The following is a 19,847-nucleotide window of genomic DNA, read 5'->3' as shown; positions in this document are numbered from 1 at the left end:
TTAAGCCGCACTACCTTGAATAATTAACGCCTTCATATCGCGAATGGCTTTCTCCCAGCCGTCAAAAACCGCGCGGGCCACAATGGCATGGCCGATATTCAACTCGGCCAACCCCGGTAATGCCGCTATGGCCTGCACATTTTCGTAATGCAAACCATGCCCGGCATTCACGCGCAACCCCAACGATACACCATGTGCAATGGCGCGACGCGTGCGTTCCAGCTCTTGTTTTTGCTCATTTGACCCTTGGGCGGCATGGGCATAATTTCCTGTGTGCAATTCTATAATTCGGGCGCCCGCTTTCGCCGCCGCTTCAATTTGAGCGGACTCCGGATCGATGAAAAGCGACACTCGAATACCCTGGTGATGCAATTGGTTTACCGCATGCTGCACCTGGTTGAAATGCTCGACAACGTTCAAGCCCCCTTCCGTTGTCAGTTCTTCGCGTTTTTCGGGCACCAGGCAAACATCATGGGGCTTCACCGCGCAGGCGATATCAAGCATTTCAGCCGTAATGGCACATTCCAGGTTCATTCGCGTAAGCAGAACCTGACGAATAGCATAGACATCGGCATCCTGAATATGGCGACGATCTTCACGCAAATGTAGCGTAATTAAATCGGCTCCCGCCTGCTCCGCGCGCACGGCAGCTTGAATCGGGTCGGGGTACGTCGTATGCCGCTGCTGACGCAGCGTCGCTACGTGGTCGATATTGACACCCAATTCAATCATGTTGAGGACTCTTGATCAGTTTGAACCGTATTTTCGTTCCAACCGCCACCCAATGCCTTGTATAACTCAACCCGATTCATGAGCGAATTCATGCCGGTATCAAGAAACAAACGTTGAGCGTTGTATAGCGTCACTTCAGCCGTTTGTACTTGCAGGAAACTGTCGATACCGTTCTCGTAACGCAGTTGTGCGATACGTAATGACTCAGAGGCCGACTCTTCCAAGTCGCGCAATGCATCAAGCTGTTCAGCATAGGTTGCCTCACCGGCAAGCGCGTCGGCAACCTCACGAAACGCCACCTGAATCGTTTTCTCGTACTGGGCTATCGCGATATTCTTGCGTGCCTCTGCCAAATCAAGGTTACCGCTGACACCGCCACCAAAAATCGGCATGGTTAGCTCGGGCGTAAACGACCAGAAACGATTGCTGCCACTGAACAACCCCCCCATCGCGTTACTGGCAAAACCGAGCAGGCCCGTTAGCGAAATATTAGGGAAAAACGCAGCCCTTGCCGCGCCAATATTGGCATTAGCCGCCAATAAATTATTTTCCGCCGCAATAATGTCGGGCCTGCGCGTCAATAAATCAGACGGCAGGCCGACCGGGATTTGCGCCATCAGTTGATCGCGACTAAACGGTGCTGATTCAGGCAACATTGGGCCCGGCGTATCACCCAGCAACAACAACAAGGCATTTTGTGCCTGTTGCTCCAGACGGCGAATTTCCTGTAGGTCCGACCTCACCTGATCGAGCTGACTTTTTGCCTGATACAAGTCGAGTGAACCGGCCACGCCGATATCAAAACGCTTTTTGATTAAGTCGTATGAATTGCTGCGCGATTTAAGTGTTTGCTCGATGATCTGGCGCTGCAGTTCGGTTGCCCGCAAACGAAAGTACGCTTCGGCAACCTGCGCAATTAATGAAATATGCACAGTGCGCCGTGCCTGCTCGCTGGCCAAATACTGTTGATAAGCGGCTTCGGTTAAATTTTTAACGCGACCGAATAAATCCAGCTCAAACGCCGTAATCCCTACACCCGCCTGATACATACGGCTTACGCTGGGAGCAGACGCCCCACCGGCACGCAACTCTTCCGGCATACGCTGAATTGACGCATTGGCACCGGCACCAATGGTGGGAAAGCGATCACTTTGCTGAATGCCGTACAACGCGCGCGACTCCTCGACCCTTTCAATCGCCACACGCAAATCGCGATTGTTATTGAGTGCGATTTCAATCAGCGCTTTTAACTGAGGGTCTTGAAAAAACTGCCGCCAGCCCAGATCGGCGGCTGGAACGGCATTTTCCTCTTGCAACCCTTCAGAAGCGTTGGGATACGTCTCCGGCACGGGAGCGGCGGGTCGGTTGTAATCAGGCGAAAGGGAGCAACCCGCCAGAACGAGAGCAACGGCGATCGGTAAAAGCCGATAGTGAAAATTACGCTTGATCATGACTGCCCCTGCGATGTAGCTGCTTCTGATTCCGAATGCGACGCACCCCCGGTTTTACCCAGTTTCTTGGGACGGGTTTTGAACAGCGTCATAATAACGACGAAAAACGTGGGTACAAATACCATTGCCAGCGGCGTCGCCGCCAACATGCCTCCCAATACGCCTAGACCTACCGCATTCTGGCTGGCGGAACTCGGCCCAGTTGCAATTGCCAACGGTACAACGCCCAACATGAATGCAAATGACGTCATGAGAATAGGTCGGAAACGTAATTTAGCCGCCTCAATCGTTGACTCAACAAGCCCTTTCCCATCTGCATAAGCGTCTTTGGCGAACTCAACAATAAGAATTGCGTTCTTGGCGGCCAAGCCCATGACCGTAATCATGCCGACCTGGAAGTAAACATCGTTCGACATGCCCAGCAAACTGACCAGTGTCACCGCACCCAACATGCCCAAAGGCACCATCATCATCACCGACAACGGAATTGCCCAGCTTTCATAAAGCGCCGCCAGCAAAAGGAACACAACCAACATGGCCAAACCCATCAAAATCAATGATTGTGCGCCTGCCTGCCGTTCCTGATAAGACAGACCCGTCCACTCAAAGCCAATGCCAGGCGGCAGTTGTTGAATCAGGCGCTCCACCTCCGCCATGGCTTCACCCGTGGAGTAACCCGCCGCGGCACCCCCGCCGATTCGAACGGACTCATAACTGTTATAGCGCACCACCTGCACGGGCCCTTGGTCCCATTCAACATCAACCAGTGCCGACATCGGAACCATACCGCCCTGGGCATTCTTCACATTCAGTGTCATGATGTCGTTAATATTCATGCGGTGATCAGCCTCTGCCTGAACCCAAACATTCTGCATGCGTCCCTGGTTCGGGAATTTGGACACATAAGACGAGCCCAACGCGGTGCTGAGCATCGTCGACACTTCGCTGAAACTGACCCCTAACGCAGCAGCCTTATCCCGATCGATTGAAATCTTCAATTGCGGACCAGGACTCAGTCCCGTAATACGGGTGTCCGTTAATATCGAACTCTCGTTAGCGAGTTGCAATAATTGCTGGGCCGACTGCATTAAGGTTGCCTGGCCCAAGCCGCCCCGGTCCTGCAAACGCAAGTCGAAACCCGTTGCGTTGCCCAATGACGAAATTGCCGGGGGAACCAAAGAAAACACCATGGAATCGGGCAAGCCGAACAATAGCGACTGGGTGGCTTTCCCGGCCACCGTCTGCGCCGAATTTTCCGGCCCTGGACGCTCGTCAAACGGCTTGAGCGGAACGAACGCCAACGCGGCATTCAAACCGTTACCGTTAAAGCTGAACCCCTGAACTGTAACGATATTTGCCACTTGCGGCTGTTCACTGAAATATTTTTCAACTTTTTCAATGATATCCATTGAGCGGTTGGCCGTGGCACCCGAGGGCAGTTCGATATTCGTAATCAAGTAACCCTGATCTTCATCAGGTAAAAACGACGTTGGCAATTTATCGTACATGAAGCCCAGCGCGCCCAGGAGGACAAGGTACACAATCATCAGGCGACCGGTACGTTTTAAGCTTCGCCCCACCCAACCTTCATACCGGTGCGTTACGCGGTCAAACGATCGATTAAACCAGCCGAAAAACCCTTTCTTTTCCTGGTGCGAACCCTTGGCAACGGGCTTCAAAATGGTGCCGCATAAAGCCGGCGTAAAACTGAGCGCCAAAAAACCGGAAAACAAAATGGAAACCGCCATGGCGATGGCGAACTGCCGATAAATAATGCCCACGGAACCACTCATGAAAGCGAGTGGGAAAAAGACCGTGGACAAGACCAGCGTCATCCCGACCACAGCCCCGCTAATCTGAGGCATGGCAAGACGCGTTGCCTCTTTTGGTGACTTGCCGGTCTCCACCATCACCCTTTCAACGTTTTCGACCACCACAATGGCGTCATCAACGAGAATCCCGATTGCCAGCACCATGGCAAACATGGTCAGAACATTAATTGAGAAGCCCAACGCCAGCATGACTGCGAAGGCGCCCAGCACGGCCACCGGTACCACCAGTGCCGGAATCAGCGTATAGCGCACGTTCTGCAGGAACAGGAACATCACAAGAAACACCAGCACCATGGCTTCGAACAAGGTATGCACGACCTGTTCAATGGAAAGCTGGACATAGGGCGTCGTATCGTAGGGAATGGAATAGGACACCCCGACAGGAAAGAACTGCTCGAGTTCTTTCATGGTTTGTTTAATGCCTTCCGCAGTCGACAAAGCGTTGGCGTTGGTCGCCAAGGAAATGGCAAAGGCGGCCGTTGGCTTGCCGTTCAAACGCGCACCGAACTGATAGTTGTCTTCACCAATCTCAACGCGTGCAACGTCTTTAAGCTTGACGGTTGCACCATCCAGATTTGAGCGCAGCACAATATTTTCAAACTGCTCAACCGATTTCAACTCACCGTTCACGACAATTGGAGCGGACACCCTCTGTGAATTGGGGTTGGGTGGCGCACCCAGAATACCCGCCGAAACAAGCGTATTCTGCGAAGCCACCGCAGCATTCACTTCGGCCATGCTTAAATTGAAACCCACGAGCTTGTCGGGATCGACCCAAATGCGCATCGCACGGGGCGCGGCAAACAAACGGAAATCACCTACGCCCGGCACCCTTGAAATAGGGTTCTGGATATTGCGGGTGATGTAATCGGCCAACTCAACCTGACTCATGGAGCCATCATCGGACGACAGGGCCACCACCAACAAAAAGTTAGAGTTACTTTTACGGATCTGCAAACCCTGTTGCGTTACCGCCCCAGGCAACTGCGCCGTAACATTAGAGATACGATTCTGTACATCAACCTGCGCCATGTCAGGATCGGTGCCAGGAGCAAACGTGGCGGTAATTTCAGCAGAACCGTAAGAATCACTAACTGACTCGTAATAAATCAGCCCCGTTGCCCCGTTAAGCTCATCTTCAATAACGCTGGCAACCGTCGTTGACACATCTTCAGCCGACGCCCCGGGATAGGTTGCACGGATGCTAATTTCGGGTGGCGCGACGTCGGGGTACTGCGAAACCGCCATATTCGGAATCGCGACCAGGCCGGCCAGGGTGATGGCCAACGCAACCACCCACGCAAAAATAGGTCTTTCAATAAAAAACTGAGGCATTTGCTGGATCTCTGTCTGTCCGCCGAGCGCCGATACCAAGACGCCCGCATGGGTTGGTGTGCGTTATTTGGAGGACTCGCCGGAAGTACCGGAAGGCCCGCCACCCTCTTTCGGGGTGGCCTTGGCCGCGCCATTAGGCTGTTGCCCTGCCGCCGCACCCGCCGGTTGATCAGGATTCCAGGGAATCGGCTGCACCGGCGCACCAGGACGAATTTTTTGGAAACCCGCCACAATAACCACGTCGCCCGCCGATAAACCGTCGGTAATCAACCATTTGTTATCGAGGAGCGGCCCAACCGTTACCGGTGTTGCCGCCACTTTGCCGTCTTTCACCAGCATCAGTGTGCTGCTGCCATCGGGGCTACGTTGTACAGCCTGCTGCGGCACCAAAAGCGCCTTGCGATCAACACCCTGCCCAAGCTTCACCCTCACATACATACCGGGCAACAGAATTTCATCCTTATTGGGAAAGACCGCACGCAAACTGACTTGACCTGTAGCTGGATCGACGGTAACGCCGGAAAACAACAGTTTGCCTGACTCGGGATACAGTGTGCCGTCTTCAAGCATCACTTCAACCTTTGCCGACCCATCGGGGGCTTGCTCAAGCATGCCGCTTTCCAGCGCCTTGCGTAATTGCATGACTTCTGATGTTGAGCGTGTGATGTCGACATAAACTTCGTCGAGTTGCTGCACAAGAGCCAACTGAGTCGCCTGCGTAGCGCTCACCAACGCCCCTTCAGTAACATAAGATTTGCCGATACGACCGTCGATCGGCGACACAACCTCGGTGTAGCCCAGATCAATTTGCGCCGATTGAACAGCCGCTTTGCCTGCTGCAATTGCTGCCTCGGCCTGGGCGGCGGCGGCCTGAGCGTTATCGTACTCCTGACGGCTTACTGCGTTATCTTTAACAAGACGCGCGTAGCGCTGTGCGAGAAGGCGGGCGCTTTTGGCGTCGGCTTGTGCCTGCAACAACTGTGCCTTGGCGCCGTCGAGCACCGCCTGATAAGGAGCGGGATCAATGGTAAAGAGCGACTGACCTTGCTCAACATCGCCGCCTTGCTCGAATTTGATATCGGTAACAATGCCATTTACCCGTGCACGGATTTGTGCGTCTTTAATGGCCTCAACCCGCCCTGGCAAATTTACCGTTACTTCGGTTGAAGTAGGCTCAACAGTAACCACATTGACGGGTATTTTCATTCCCTGTTGTTTCTGTTCTGGCTCCTCACTGCACGCAGCAAGCAAGCCGGCCGAGAGAAGCACAATAACACTGGTTCTCTGCCAGCCAGAGAGTCGGGGTTTAAGCATTGAACGGCTCCAGCAACAAAACCTTTTAACAGGTTCTGCAATATCTGTAATGTTTGGAAAAAAGAAAGTATAAAACGAAACCAGCCTGTACAGTAATAAAAAAGATTTCAAAGAATTTCAAAAGCCGCCTCATCATAATGAAAAGAAAAGGCCGGTTTCAACCCAGTAATAAAGTGTCGTCTGACACTATTTCACCGCGTACACGCTCAAACAACTGCAATAACTGGGGAACATCGAGGTTCTTGCGCTGATCACCTTGAACGTCGAGTACAACCTTGCCCTGATGCAGCATCACCGTGCGATCCCCCACTTCAAGCGCTTGTTTCATGCTGTGGGTTACCATGAGTGTGGTGAGTTTGTGTTGCGCCACGATGTCACAGGTTAAATCAAGCACGAATTGAGCCGTACGCGGATCCAATGCCGCCGTGTGCTCGTCGAGTAACAAAATGCGCGAAGGTTGCAAGGTTGCCATAAGTAGACTGACGGCTTGGCGCTGCCCGCCCGACAACAAGCCAATGCGATCGGTTAACCGGTTTTCAAGACCCAAGCCCAGCGAGGCCAAGCGCGCGCGAAACGCCTCGCGCATCGATTTTTTCACAGCTCGGCGTAAACCTCGCGGCGCACCTCGACTTGTCGCCAACGACAAGTTCTCCTCGATCGTCAAATCCTCACAAGTACCCGCCATGGGATCCTGAAACACCCTGGCCACATGTGTTGCCCGTTCCCAAACAGGCATCCGCGTAACATCTTGATCATCAACCTGGATGCGTCCCTTATCAGTAAACAAATCACCTGAAATTGCATTTAGCAAGGTTGACTTGCCCGCGCCGTTCGACCCGATTACCGTCACAAATCGTCCGGACGGAATTTCCAATGACAAGCCTTGCAATGCTTTGTTCTCAATGGGTGTGCCAGGGTTAAAAGTAACGTGTAAATTATCGACCTTCAGCATATTCAACCTCCCCCGCGCACTCGCAAGCGCTTACGCAAAAGTGGAATAACCAAGGCAACCGTGACCAGCACTGCCGTAATCAGGTTCAAATCTTGTGCTTTCAAGCCGATAAAATCGGCGTTGAGCGCCAACGCGACAAAAAAACGGTACAGAACCGCACCAACAATGACTGCCAGCGTCATGAAGAACAATTTGCGCGAGCTTAAGATACTCTCCCCCACGATCACCGCCGCCAGACCGATCACAATGGTACCGATCCCCATCGAAATATCGGCGCCGCCCTGAGACTGGGCAAACAAGGCACCGCCCAGGGCACATAAGGCATTGGCAATGGCCAGGCCTAAAATAACCATCCCACCCGTTGCCACGCCCTGAGCTCGTGCCATGCGTGGGTTCGAGCCTGTTGCGCGCATGGCCAGACCCGAACGCGTCACCAAATAAGCATCGAGCGCACACTTAACTATGACCACAATCATGATCATTAGCAAAGATCGAAAAACATAATCACTTATTCCCTGCTCAGGTTGCAGCACACTGAAAACAGTGGGTTCCATAATGAGCGGAATATTAGGCGCGCCCATAATGCGCAAGTTAATCGAGTACAGGGCAATCATGACCAGAATACTGGCCAATAAATCCATGATCTTCAGGCGAATGTTCAACCACGCTGTAAGCGCCCCGGCCAACGCACCGGCCAGTACTGCCATGAGCGTAGCCAAAAAAGGGTCCCAATCAGCCTGAATCAGAACGGCCGCCACAGCAGCACCCAACGGAAAGCTGCCGTCTACGGTGAGATCCGGAAAGCGCAGGATGCGAAAGGAAAGCAGTACACTCAGCGCGACCAGCCCGAAGATCAAGCCAATCTCCAGTGCCCCCCACATTGAATAAAGCGACATGTTTTACTCCGCGTCAGCGAATCACATTGGCTGCCGAATCGATCAAATCGTTGGAGAGCGTTACACCTTGTTTGGTTGCAGCTTGCAGATTCACATGCAACTCAAGTCCCTCGCTAAGCTGCGAAGGCATTTCGCCCGGCTCGGCACCTTTCAGAATGTCGATCACCATCGCGCCGGTTTGCAAACCCAAGTCGTAATAATTCACGCCAAGCGCAGCAACAGCGCCTCGCTTGACACTATCGGGGTCGGAAGCCACCAGAGGAATTTGCGCATCGTTGCCCACTTTTACCAATGCTTCGTAAGCAGAGACAACGTTGTTATCGGTATTGGTGTAGATAACATCAACATTGCCGATTAAACTGCGTGCCGCCGCGCCGACATCAACGGTGCGTGGCGCACTGGCTTCCATAAGCGTCATACCATATTCGGGCAACATTTCACGCATCTGCTTAACCACAACCGCGGAATTGGCCTCGCCGGGGTTATACACCATACCCACTGTTTTGGCGTTGGGCACAACCGCACGAATCAGCTCAATTTGACGCTCCAGATCAAGCATGTCCGACACGCCGGTGACATTGGTTCCTGAGGGCTCGAACGACTCCACCAATTGTGCTGCCACTGGATCGGTAACGGCGGAATACACGACAGGAATATCGCGCGTGGCGGCGACGACGGCCTGGGCCGACGGCGTAGCAATGGCGACGATGACGTCGGGGCGATCACCGACAAACTTACGGGCAATTTGAGCGGCGATGGCCGTATTTCCCTGGGCGGTTTGAAACTGCCAATTCAACCCTTTTTCTTCGGTAAATCCTGCCTCTTCCAGTGCCGCCTTTACACCATCTTTAATGGAATCAAGCGCCGGATGCTCCACAATAGAGGTAACGGCAACCGATTGCGCTTGCGTTGCAACGGGCATTGCTGCGCATAAAGACAGCAGCGCGCCCAGCAACGGACGAACAAGTTTGAGTTGAATCATGAAGACGCTCCTGATTAAAGTTGATCTATTTTAATGAGTTGATTTCAAACGACAACGCGTCCGTGCCGGTTCGCATCGGCCAACAAAGAACGCGCCCACTGTTCAGCAGGTAAACCATACTGGTGTCGGACCTGCGCTGCGCGAGCCAGGAACTGCGCAACCGAAACGTCCAGCAAAGGCCCTTTAAATGCCATTGCAACGCGATTACCTTCATCAATTTCGGGCAGCAAGAGCAGGCGACCGTTAAAGGCTTTATGCAGATGATCGATATTGCGCTTGAAACTGCTATGGCGCCCAAATAAATTCACCACCAGCATACCGGCATCTTCCAAGGCACTAAAACAAGCGTCATAAAACGCTTGGCTGTCACACACCGGGCCTTGCGCCTGGGCATCGTATAAATCAACCATTAACGATCGGAATCGACCCACTACGTCAGGGCGCTCCACCCAGTCGGCCGCGTCCTCATGCCAAATCTTCATTCGACCCGACTCGGGCAAACGAAAATAAGCGCGACAAATGGCGGTTACCTGTGGGTTCCATTCCACCACATGAAGACGACTTGTTGTGTATCGATGGGTAAACCGCGCTAACGACCCCGCTCCAAGCCCCAACATCGCTAACTCATCGCTTGCGTCGGGCTCCAGGAACAACAACCAGGCCATCATTTGTTGTGTGTAAGCTAGCACCAGCTCATCCGGCCGGCGCACGCGCATGGCACCCTGAACCCAATCGGAACCGAAGTGCAGATAGCGCACACCCTGCTGCTCCGACATCACCGGAGCGTCGTCGGGACCCGGCCCGCTGCGAGGCGCCATGTTAAGCCCCTTTTTCAACGGGCAAGTCCAGCGTCACAATAACGGGCGTGTGATCAGAAGGCTGCTCGTTACGACGCGGTGCTTTATCTATTTCACATGCCGTGCAGAAAGGCAGCAGGGCCAACGAAACCAACGCATGATCGATGCGCAGACCCGCATTCCGGCGAAATGCCATTCGCCGATAATCCCACCAGCTAAACATTTTCTCCTCCTGGGGGAAATGACGAAAAGCGTCAGTAAAACCCAAATTCAACAACGCCTCAAAGGCCTCCCGTTCCGGTGGCGAAACCAATACATCACCTTCCCATTTTGCCGGGTCATGTACATCGGCATCGGCCGGCGCGACGTTATAGTCGCCCAGCACCACCATGCGCGGGTGTGTGGCCAGCTCGGTAACCAGCCACTCACGCAAGGCGGCAAACCATGCCAGTTTGTAGGTGTATTTGTCGCTACCCACTGCCTGCCCATTCGGGCAATACACACTCACAACACGAATATCGCCCTGTGGGCTCGGTAAGGTGACGGCAATAAGGCGCTGATGATCGTCGGGAAAGCCCGGCATATTAATTTGTACTGAACGGGCCGGGTCGCGGGAAATCACCGCCACGCCATTATATGTTTTCTGCCCTGCCCAGCACGCCTGATATCCAATTGCTTCAAATTCCGCCAAGGGGAACTTGTCGTGCGGCATCTTCAATTCCTGCAGACACAAGACATCGACTCCACTCGTGCCCAACCATTCAAGCACCTGCGGCAAACGTACTTTCAGCGAATTTACATTCCATGTCGCCAGTTTCATGACTCTCTATTTCCTATTGCTAAAGTGGGGTTCAGCTTAGCACCCGTTGCGCTACAATCCTTAAATGAAAGCGCAAAGCACTATTTTAGCGACCCTTCCACAGGGTCTGATACTTCAGGTCGAAATGGGTGAACTCTCGTTCAAAGCTTACGTCGCCGTTAGCGAACCCAGCATCGAGAAAATGGCCGAACTGGTTTCCGAAGAAGAATACGTCCAGGCAAACGACTGGCACGTAACGGCGGTGGGAACCGAGGCGCAAGCCGTACAAGAAGTCGACGATCTGGCCTTCAACATGAACCCCGGCGACGCTGCGGTTTTTCTTTGTGTCGATGAAAGCGTATGTCTTGCAACACTGGCCGCTCTGGGCCAACCAGACGCCGCGCCGGAATGATAAACTTGCCAGCCTCGCCAACCAAAATACAGCCATGGCAATGACTTCCGGTTCAATTTTAATGGTGGTAGCCCCCAGCGGCGCAGGCAAATCCAGCCTGGTCAACGGCCTGCTCGAGCGCGACCCCTCAATTGTTTTGTCTATTTCGTGCACCACCCGTGAACCCAGACCTGGGGAGGTCGATGCGGAACACTATCGTTTTGTCTCTAAAGAGGCCTTCAAAGCCATGCGTGACAATAACGAACTGCTTGAATGGGCCGAGGTCCACGGCAATTTCTACGGCACCCCGCGCGACCGCATTGAACAAGCAACCCAAAACGGGCACGACGTATTACTTGAGATCGATTGGCAAGGCGCGCGCCAAATAAAAAAGCATTACCCCGATGCTATTGGCATTTTCATCTTGCCGCCCTCTATTGAAGCACTTGAGACTCGCCTGAAAAAACGCGGCCAAGACGCACCCCAGGTCATTACCAAACGATTACTGGCTGCCGGCGGTGAAATGTCCCACGCTTCAGACTGCCAATATGTTATTATTAATCAAGAATTTAGCACAGCTTTAAACCAACTTTCCCACATTGTGGAATCCGCTAGGTTGCGATATCCCGCGCAGGCTACGCGGCACGCAGAACTCTTCTCTCAATTGGGTATCAGCCCCACCGAATCTTAAATTCAACCTTTTGTTTTTAAAGGACTTTAATTATGGCCCGCATTACTGTTGAAGATTGCCTGAACAAAATTCCAAACCGTTTTAATCTTACGCTGGCGGCCACCTACCGTGCCCGTGAGCTCGCACAGGGTCATGAAGCACGCATTGAATCCAAAGATAAACCCACTGTAACGGCCTTGCGTGAAATCGCAGCCGGTGTCACAGGGTTAGACATGCTGCGCAAAGTTCCCACCTGATCCCGCTAAAAGGATGATGTATGGCGTTTACCAGTCTTCGTGGTGCCTCTTCCGGCCTTCTGGCTGTCCTCCGGAAGGGTCCGCGGCTGCGTAAACGCGCCAAAAAAACTAAAGTTCGCGCCAGTACGCCAACGTTACCGGCACATGCCACACCCGCTTCCCCCCCCATTGCTTCGCTTGCGCCGTTAACGCAAATCATCAGTCAGTACCTTGATGAAAAAGACATCGAGCGTGTAAAAGAAGCTTACCGTTTTTCAGATCAGGCCCACTTGGGCCAGTTCCGCGCCAGCGGAGAACCCTACATTTCCCATCCCATTGCCGTCACCGAAATCTGTGCCGGCTGGAAGCTGGACGCCGATTCACTCATGGCTGCGCTCTTGCACGACGTCATGGAAGACACCGGCGTACCCAAGCAGGAATTGGCCGAACGCTTTGGCCCCGATGTGGCGGAAATTGTCGACGGTCTTTCAAAACTAGACAGGCTTGAGTTCGCAACCAAAGCCGAACAGCAGGCAGAAAGCTTCCGCAAAATGCTGTTGGCCATGGCGCGCGACGTTCGCGTTATCCTGATCAAACTGGCCGACCGCATGCACAACATGCGCACGCTCGACGCGGTCAGCCCTGAAAAGCGGCGGCGCATCGCCCGCGAAACCATGGAAATTTACACCCCGATCGCCCATCGGCTGGGGTTAAATGCGCTTTTCCGTGAGCTTCAAGACCTTTGTTTTCAGGCTACCTACCCCAATCGTTACGAGGTCTTGAAAAAAGCCGTTATGTCAGCGCGCGGTAACCGCCGGGAAGTGTTGGGCAAAATTACCGAAGCCGTTAAGGTGGCACTGCCTGCCGCAGGTATCGAAGCTGAAATTTCCAGCCGCGAGAAATCGTTGTTCGGCATCTACAAAAAAATGGTCGAGCAAAAGAAATCATTTTCTGACGTGCTCGACATATACGGGTTTAGGGTGGTGGTTCACACCCTGCCTGAATGCTATCTGGCTCTTGGGACGCTGCACCAATTGTATCGACCGGTGCCCGGCAAATTCAAAGACTACATCGCCATACCAAAGCTGAATGGCTATCAGTCACTGCATACTACGTTACTGGGGCCCTATGGCACACCTGTTGAATTCCAGTTTCGCACACGCGACATGGACCGGGTTGCCGAAGAAGGCGTGGCGGCGCATTGGCTTTACAAGAACGACGATAGTGAGCTTAACACCCTGCAAAAGCGCACCCATCAATGGCTTCAGTCGCTGCTCGACATTCAAAGCCAAACGGGCGACTCAGGCGAGTTCCTGGAGCACGTAAAAGTCGACCTGTTCCCCGACGCCGTTTACGTGTTTACACCCCAAGGGAAAATTGTTTCATTGCCCCGTGGGGCCACGCCGGTCGATTTTGCCTATTCAATCCACACCGATATTGGTAACCAGGCAATCGCGTCGAAAATCAACGGCGAATTCTCGCCTTTACGCACGGAATTGAAAAGCGGCGACCAGGTTGAAATTGTCACTTCCCCCGCGTCGCGCCCCAGCGCCCAATGGCTGAACTACGTGCGCACCGGTCGTGCCCGATCGGAAATCCGGCACTACTTGCGCACAGTGAAATATGAAGAATCAGTTGCCTTTGGCCAGCGTCTGCTCATGCAGGCGTTCGATCAAATCGGAGCGGCATACCCACAGGACGATGACCTAAACTGGGAAAAGCTCGCCAAAAGTTCAGGCGCGGCGTCGCGCGAGGAAATCCTGGCTGATATTGGCCTGGGCAAGCGTCTGGCGGCGGTTGTGGCGCGCCGTTTTGCCCCTGAGAACACCATCCTGGCCACTACTGCGGCAGCCGTTGATGAAATTACCACGGCCAAGGCAACCCCTATTCTGATTCATGGCAATGAAGGGCAAGCTGTTCAATTGGCACAGTGCTGTGGTCCGCTTCCGGGTGACGCCATTATCGGCGGCATTCGCCTGGGCCATGGGCTGGTCATTCATATGGCCGATTGTTCTGTTGCGCAGCGCCAGCGAGCCCGCGAGCCGGAACGTTGGATTCCGGTAGCATGGGCCAACGATACGGCACGCCACCTAAACACCCGGCTCGACGTGACAGTCATTAACGAACGTGGCGTACTTGGGCGTCTGGCGGCCGAAATTACCGATGCCGGCTCTAATATTCTGCATCTGACAATGCAGGAAGAAGCGGCTGCTACCGGGCTCTTGCATTTAACGATTCAAGTAGACAGCCGCAAGCACTTGGCCCAGGTTATCCGCGCTATCCGGCACGTGCAGCAAGTACAGAAAATTGTACGTGTAAAAGGTTAAACACCTAACGGGACACTTTCCCTATAAAAATGGCTGGGTCAACCCTTTCGCCATTCAAACTAACATTCCAGTGCAAATGCGGGCCCGTTACCCGGCCGGTTGCGCCTACTTTACCAATGACCTGCCCCCGCTGTATGGTTTGGCCTACCGCAACATCGGTAGCCGACAAATGACAGTACATGGTAATTAAACCCTGACCATGATCAAGAAAGATGGTTTTTCCATTAAAGAAAAACTCATCAACAATCGTGACCACTCCGTTGGCGGGTGCTTTCACCGGTGTTCCCTTGGGAACCGCAAAGTCAAGCCCTGAGTGTGGGTTTCGCTCTTCACCATTGAAAAAACGCCGTAATCCGAAGGGACTGGACAATGGGCCGCTAACGGGTTCGTCGAGCAAAATGTTGCTGGGACCCGTAGTCCTGAACTGCGCATACGCGTTAATCTGCTGTTGATACTCCCGCTCGAAACGCTTGAGTTGCTCAGGGTCGGGATTCACATGTTTGCGATTACGCAGTTTGATGTGTTGTTCCTTGTATTCGCGCGGGGCCACGTTAAACGACACCACGGATAACGTGCCTGCGGTATCTTTTACCTGAATGTTTTCCGGGCCGGGTGAAACCTCAAGCCCAATACCTACAACCGCCACCCATTGCGCATCGGTGTCTTTCAAAACCATCACAGGACGATCGCGGTAATACGCCTGCGGCGGCTGCGCATGCGACCCCAACGGCAACACAGCAACACCACCGGGAAAGGCGTGATGCAACGACCTCGCGATATAGCCGTCCGCTTGCGACCATACCGGTGCGGCCATAAATAACGCTGTTATAAGCGCAAGCAAGCGTGTTAACGACAATAAGGTCATGCTTTGGCACCCTTACGTGTATTGCAAATAATAACGCCCGTTAGCACCACGATGAAACCCAGTAACTGAATCGGTCCTAACGTGTCGCCAAACATAAAATAGGCTTCTATAGCTGCCAGGGGCGGCGCCAGAAACATCAACGAAGACGCCGTTGCCGCCTGCCCGCGCCGAATAATATAAATAAGCAAAACGGTGCCGATACCCGTTAAAACAAAAGCCGCCCACAATAAAGACGCCCAAAGCTCGGGCGACCAAACCCAACGATCGGCTCCCAAAACAAGAACACAAATGCCTAGAAAGATCAGTGTCCCGAAATTTTGAAGCGACAACGCCACACGAATATCCACTTGGGAAATAGAGGTTTTCTGCAAAATTGTGCCAAAAGTAATGGCCAGAATTGCTGCAACACCCACCAAAAATGCCCATAAAGGAAAGGCATTGACTCCATCATTATTTAACGCGGGTTGTATAACGAAAAAGACACCGACCATCCCCATGGTCAGGCCGATCCAGATACGTTTTGTGGGAACCTCTTTGAGAAGCGGAATGGCAATAGCTGCGGTCAGGAGTGGTTGCAAAGCCCCCATGAGCGCCATAATGGCAGGGGGAACACCCCCTGCAATCGCCCAAAAAATACCCGATAAATACATCCCTTGCAGCAATACACCTGCGATCATGTGCTTATGCACTTCCCGCCATGGCGGCCAGGTTACCCGCCCGTAAAACGCGACGCCGGTGAACAACACGGCTGCTATACAAATTCGAACAAAAAGGAATAAGGTGGGGTCGGCATAAGGTACGATGGCCTTACCTACAATAAACCCGGTAGACCATATAAAAACAAACAGTGCTGCAAAAAAAACCATCATTTCACGTGCTTCCCTTAAAACTTCCGCACGTAACATACCACAGGCACAGCATTGTTTTATGCTTATAACAAAAAATCATGTAGCCAGCCGGCCACCCTGTAACCTAAGCTGGCGGTCGCAACGAGCCGCAACGGCCGGGTCATGTGTCACCATCACTAACGTTGCATACTGTTCTTTCAGCAGACGAAACATCAATTCAATAACGATTTGCCCATTCTGCTCATCCAGACTTCCTGTGGGTTCGTCGGCAAATAGAATGTCGGGTTGAACGACGAAGGCCCGCGCCAGAGAAACACGTTGTTGCTCACCCCCCGACAAGGTTTTGGGATAGTGGCGAAGGCGATCTTTCAACCCGACTTTTTCAAGCATCCGGGTGGCCGCCTCAAGTGCCGGATGCCCTGACAACTCCAGCGGCAACATCACGTTTTCAAGTGCGGTTAAATTGGGCAACAACTGAAACGACTGAAAGACAAAACCAATATGCCGTGCCCGCAATGCAGCACGCCCCTCTTCGTCCAGAGAAAATAAACTGTGTCCCATTAAATGCACAGAGCCCGACGTGGGAACATCCAACCCCGCCATGAGTCCAAGCAGCGTGGATTTACCCGAACCCGAACTACCCGTAATAGCAATGGCCTCGCCCGGGTGTGCATTCAGACTGATATTATCGAGAATTGTCAGCTCGCCGCCCCGATCAGTGACGCGCTGGCAAAGGTTTTGAACTTCAACGGAATTAACCAAACTCATGCTGACTCGCTGCTTAATGATTTTTGCTGCTCTATTTTGCCTGATTCACATCAAGACCGCTGCGGCGCAAACTGAAACCTCGAAACAAAACGAACAAACGATTCTGGTTATCGGCGACAGCCTTGCCGCCGAATACGGCATAGAAAGAGGAAGTGGATGGGTAGAACACCTTAACCGAAAACTGGATGAAATATCGGCCGGATATCGGGTCAGAAATGCCAGCATCAGTGGCGATACCACCAGTGGCGGTTTAACACGTCTGCCCGATGCGCTCGAGAAGCATCAACCTTCGATTGTGATCATTGAATTAGGCAGTAACGATGCCTTGCGAGGTTTGTCGCTGGATATGACACGCGAAAACCTGACACAAATGATTGCTCAGGTTAAACAGGCCAACGCGCAAACCTTGCTGATCGGCATGCGCATTCCACCTAATTACGGGCCGACATACACGAAAGCGTTTTACAACCTTTTTCAAGACTTGGCGAAAGAACACCAAACTGCACTGGTGCCCTTTCTACTTGAAGACATTGCCACCGACCGAAATTACTTTCAAGACGATGGCATTCATCCCAATGAGTCCGCTCAGGCCATTCTGGCAGAGCATGTATGGACTTACCTGAAACCGTTGCTCAACAGCAATCAAGCGTCTTCGTCGTCAAGCCCTTCCTGAACCACGTTCTGAGCTTCAGGCAGCATTTCAACACCCACGGTTTTGCGCAACTCGCGTAAAACCGCCCGTTCTTCAGCCTGGGCCCACAACATATCAAGCTCGCGTTGCAACGCAACGTTCAGATTTTCATTGGCTTCGCCCTGCTCGGCCGACTCCACCCGAACAACCACGTAGCCCGAATCACCCGACACACCGGTATAAGCGGGTAACGAACCTGAAGCAACATCGAAGGCAGCCAACAACACTTCCGGGTTGACACCCTGCGGATTGGAGCGGCTGATTGTTTGAGCCGTACCAAAACCTTCCGGCGCTTCGGCTTTATCGGCTTGGTTTTGATAAGCCTGCAAAGCGGCTTCGCCTGCCTTAATGGCCGCTTGCGCGGCCCGCTCACGAACCAGTGTTTGTCGAATAACCTCTTTCACATCTTCCAACGGCTGAATGTGGGAGGGTACAACTTCGTTCACCCGGACCACCAACATGGTGTCGGGAGAGATTTCGATCACACCGGAATTCTGCTTTTCCGCCATCAGCGCGTTGGAAAACAAGGCCCGACGCACACGCGGGTCTTCGAGTAGCGTGGCGTCCTCCCCTGCCGAGGCGGCGTTTCCTTTCACCTGCCGGGCCGCCAGCAAGCGGTCGGCGCCAATGCCTGATGCACTTTTAATCTCCAGACCCAGCGCCTGCGCAGCGGGTTCAAGACTTTGAGGGTTGTCATAGGCCAAATCACGCAAACGGGAAGCCATGTCGGCAAACTGCTCGGCACCTAGTTGACGGCGAACTTCCGCTTCAACTTTGGCTTTTGCCTGCTCAAAGGTTTCGCCGCGCTCTGCTTGCACGTCGTTGGCCAAAAACACATGGAAACCATCAGGCCCCTCGACCACACCGGAAACCTCGCCTTTGTCGAGTGAAAACACCGCTTGCTCGAGGTTAGGCGGCAACGTGCCACGGGTAACCCACCCCAACTGCCCACCTTGGTTAGCAGAACCGATATCTTCCGAAGATTCCCGCGCGATATCAGCAAACTGTTCCGGTTGCTGGGCAACACGGGTGGCGATCTCTTCCGCTTTCTTACGTGCCGCCTGTTTTTCGTCTGCACTTGCATCGGCACCGGCCTGAATCAGAATATGGCTGAGCTGCACACGCGGCGGCAGGACATAACGACGCTTGTTCTGTTCGTAATAATCCTGTAATTGCTGCTCAGTGGGCGACGCAACCGCCGCCATTGCCGCCGCCTCGTTCAACAAGAGGTAATCGGCTTTCACGTACTCAGGCACACGCAACTGTTCTTGATTATTCTCGTACCAGGCCTGAATGTCTGCCTCGTCCACCTGAATATCTGCTTCATAATTGGCCGCGTCAAACACTTCCAGCCGCACGGTGCGTTGAGCCGTTAACGCTTTGGAGAGGTACTGCTCGACGGTAGCCGGCACGTTGGCTGTAAACGCGATAGGACCCAAAACACGTTGCAAAGCCAGTTCGGAACGCTGGCTTTGCTCGAAATCACGTGAGCTTATACCCATTGACGCGAGCACTTCGTTGTAACGCTCAGGCGAAAAGCGACCATCGACCTGCAGCTCAGGAATAGCGGAAATAGCACGCCGCAAAACCGTGTCGGATACGCTGAAATGCTCCCGTTGCGCGGTATCAATGATAACGCCCCGGTCGATCAGCGACTCCAACAAGCTCTCTCTGACTTGCGGCGTTTCAAGTACCGAGGGGTCGAAGGCAGCCCCCATACGCGCTTGCAATTGCTGCGTTTGGTTTCGTTGCGCAGCTTCAAAATCCTGGAGCGTGATCGTGGCGTCGCCAACCTGCACCAAGTCTTCATCACCCGATACATAATTCGTGTATCCGCTGATTCCAACCAACGCGAAAGAAGGGAAAATCAGAATCAACAACACAAGTTGCATCAGACGCTGATGCGAACGAATAAAATCAAACATTCATCGAACCTATAAAGTCTCTGGGCCGGCGTGCAC

Annotated in this window: 18 protein-coding genes; 5 read left to right on the top strand and 13 right to left on the bottom strand. The window is 53.2% G+C overall.

Features of this window, described 5'->3' with window-relative positions; genetic code table 11:
• From G9Q38_RS11040 to G9Q38_RS11000, 9 genes are all read right to left on the bottom strand, one after another.
• Entirely contained in the window at nucleotides 1-732 is a 732-nt protein-coding gene (locus G9Q38_RS11040) for a pyridoxine 5'-phosphate synthase (protein ID WP_166130941.1), read from the bottom strand.
• On the bottom strand, nucleotides 729-2,183 hold the full coding sequence (locus G9Q38_RS11035) for an efflux transporter outer membrane subunit (protein WP_166130938.1): 1,455 nt from the start codon (nucleotides 2,181-2,183) through the stop codon (nucleotides 729-731). Before G9Q38_RS11035 ends, G9Q38_RS11040 begins: the two co-directional genes overlap by 4 nt.
• Nucleotides 2,180-5,350, bottom strand: coding sequence for an efflux RND transporter permease subunit (locus G9Q38_RS11030; protein WP_166130936.1), 3,171 nt, complete (start codon nucleotides 5,348-5,350; stop codon nucleotides 2,180-2,182). The genes G9Q38_RS11035 and G9Q38_RS11030 overlap by 4 nt, the downstream gene beginning before the upstream one ends.
• Before the next feature lie 63 nt (nucleotides 5,351-5,413).
• Complete coding sequence (locus G9Q38_RS11025; protein ID WP_166130933.1) at nucleotides 5,414-6,664, bottom strand: efflux RND transporter periplasmic adaptor subunit; 1,251 nt, start codon at nucleotides 6,662-6,664, stop codon at nucleotides 5,414-5,416.
• 157 nt (nucleotides 6,665-6,821) lie between these two features.
• Entirely contained in the window at nucleotides 6,822-7,616 is a 795-nt protein-coding gene (locus G9Q38_RS11020; protein ID WP_119515655.1) for an ABC transporter ATP-binding protein, read from the bottom strand.
• Nucleotides 7,617-7,618: 2 nt separating this feature from the next.
• Nucleotides 7,619-8,512, bottom strand: coding sequence for an ABC transporter permease (locus tag G9Q38_RS11015; RefSeq protein WP_166130930.1), 894 nt, complete (start codon nucleotides 8,510-8,512; stop codon nucleotides 7,619-7,621).
• 13 nt (nucleotides 8,513-8,525) lie between these two features.
• A complete protein-coding gene (locus G9Q38_RS11010) occupies nucleotides 8,526-9,494 on the bottom strand; it encodes an ABC transporter substrate-binding protein (RefSeq protein WP_166130927.1) in 969 nt (322 codons plus the stop codon).
• A 44-nt stretch (nucleotides 9,495-9,538) separates the two neighbouring features.
• Nucleotides 9,539-10,312 (bottom strand): class I SAM-dependent methyltransferase, encoded by a 774-nt coding sequence (locus tag G9Q38_RS11005; RefSeq protein ID WP_166130924.1) that lies wholly within the window; start codon nucleotides 10,310-10,312, stop codon nucleotides 9,539-9,541.
• A 1-nt stretch (nucleotide 10,313) separates the two neighbouring features.
• Nucleotides 10,314-11,111 (bottom strand): exodeoxyribonuclease III, encoded by a 798-nt coding sequence (locus G9Q38_RS11000; RefSeq protein ID WP_166130921.1) that lies wholly within the window; start codon nucleotides 11,109-11,111, stop codon nucleotides 10,314-10,316.
• A 64-nt stretch (nucleotides 11,112-11,175) separates the two neighbouring features.
• On the opposite strand from G9Q38_RS11000, the gene G9Q38_RS10995 reads away from it, so the two are divergent.
• From G9Q38_RS10995 to G9Q38_RS10980, 4 genes are read left to right on the top strand one after another with little or no spacing between them, the layout of a single operon-like run.
• The gene (locus G9Q38_RS10995; protein WP_166130918.1) at nucleotides 11,176-11,502 is read left to right on the top strand and encodes a hypothetical protein; all 327 of its coding nucleotides are present in this window, start codon (nucleotides 11,176-11,178) and stop codon (nucleotides 11,500-11,502) included.
• Between the two features lie 34 nt (nucleotides 11,503-11,536).
• Entirely contained in the window at nucleotides 11,537-12,172 is a 636-nt protein-coding gene (gene gmk / locus G9Q38_RS10990) for a guanylate kinase (RefSeq protein ID WP_166130915.1), read from the top strand.
• A gap of 32 nt (nucleotides 12,173-12,204) precedes the next feature.
• On the top strand, nucleotides 12,205-12,408 hold the full coding sequence (gene rpoZ, locus G9Q38_RS10985; protein WP_114421656.1) for a DNA-directed RNA polymerase subunit omega: 204 nt from the start codon (nucleotides 12,205-12,207) through the stop codon (nucleotides 12,406-12,408).
• A 20-nt stretch (nucleotides 12,409-12,428) separates the two neighbouring features.
• The gene (locus G9Q38_RS10980) at nucleotides 12,429-14,714 is read left to right on the top strand and encodes a RelA/SpoT family protein (protein ID WP_166130912.1); all 2,286 of its coding nucleotides are present in this window, start codon (nucleotides 12,429-12,431) and stop codon (nucleotides 14,712-14,714) included.
• A 4-nt stretch (nucleotides 14,715-14,718) separates the two neighbouring features.
• Here the strand turns inward: G9Q38_RS10980 and G9Q38_RS10975 are convergent, their stop codons facing one another.
• The 3 genes from G9Q38_RS10975 to G9Q38_RS10965 form a co-directional block, all read right to left on the bottom strand.
• Nucleotides 14,719-15,579: a peptidoglycan DD-metalloendopeptidase family protein gene (locus G9Q38_RS10975; RefSeq protein ID WP_166130909.1), complete on the bottom strand. Its 861-nt coding sequence runs from the start codon at nucleotides 15,577-15,579 to the stop codon at nucleotides 14,719-14,721.
• Nucleotides 15,576-16,448 carry a DMT family transporter gene (locus G9Q38_RS10970; RefSeq protein WP_166130906.1) on the bottom strand — a complete coding sequence of 291 codons (873 nt, stop codon included), beginning with the start codon at nucleotides 16,446-16,448 and terminating at the stop codon, nucleotides 15,576-15,578. The genes G9Q38_RS10975 and G9Q38_RS10970 overlap by 4 nt, the downstream gene beginning before the upstream one ends.
• 75 nt (nucleotides 16,449-16,523) lie before the next feature.
• Nucleotides 16,524-17,195: an ABC transporter ATP-binding protein gene (locus tag G9Q38_RS10965; protein ID WP_166130903.1), complete on the bottom strand. Its 672-nt coding sequence runs from the start codon at nucleotides 17,193-17,195 to the stop codon at nucleotides 16,524-16,526.
• Here G9Q38_RS10965 and G9Q38_RS10960 point away from each other — a divergent pair.
• On the top strand, nucleotides 17,194-17,868 hold the full coding sequence (locus tag G9Q38_RS10960; protein ID WP_166130900.1) for an arylesterase: 675 nt from the start codon (nucleotides 17,194-17,196) through the stop codon (nucleotides 17,866-17,868). The two genes, G9Q38_RS10965 and G9Q38_RS10960, sit on opposite strands and share 2 nt — an antisense overlap.
• On the opposite strand, the gene G9Q38_RS10955 is transcribed toward G9Q38_RS10960, so the two are convergent.
• Complete coding sequence (locus tag G9Q38_RS10955; RefSeq protein WP_166130898.1) at nucleotides 17,838-19,811, bottom strand: SurA N-terminal domain-containing protein; 1,974 nt, start codon at nucleotides 19,809-19,811, stop codon at nucleotides 17,838-17,840. The genes G9Q38_RS10960 and G9Q38_RS10955 overlap by 31 nt on opposite strands.
• Between the last annotated feature and the right edge of the window lie 36 nt (nucleotides 19,812-19,847).

This window comes from Pusillimonas sp. DMV24BSW_D, assembly GCF_011388195.1.
Taxonomy (GTDB): domain Bacteria; phylum Pseudomonadota; class Gammaproteobacteria; order Burkholderiales; family Burkholderiaceae_B; genus Neopusillimonas; species Neopusillimonas aestuarii.
This window is presented reverse-complemented; position numbering and strand designations above follow the sequence as displayed.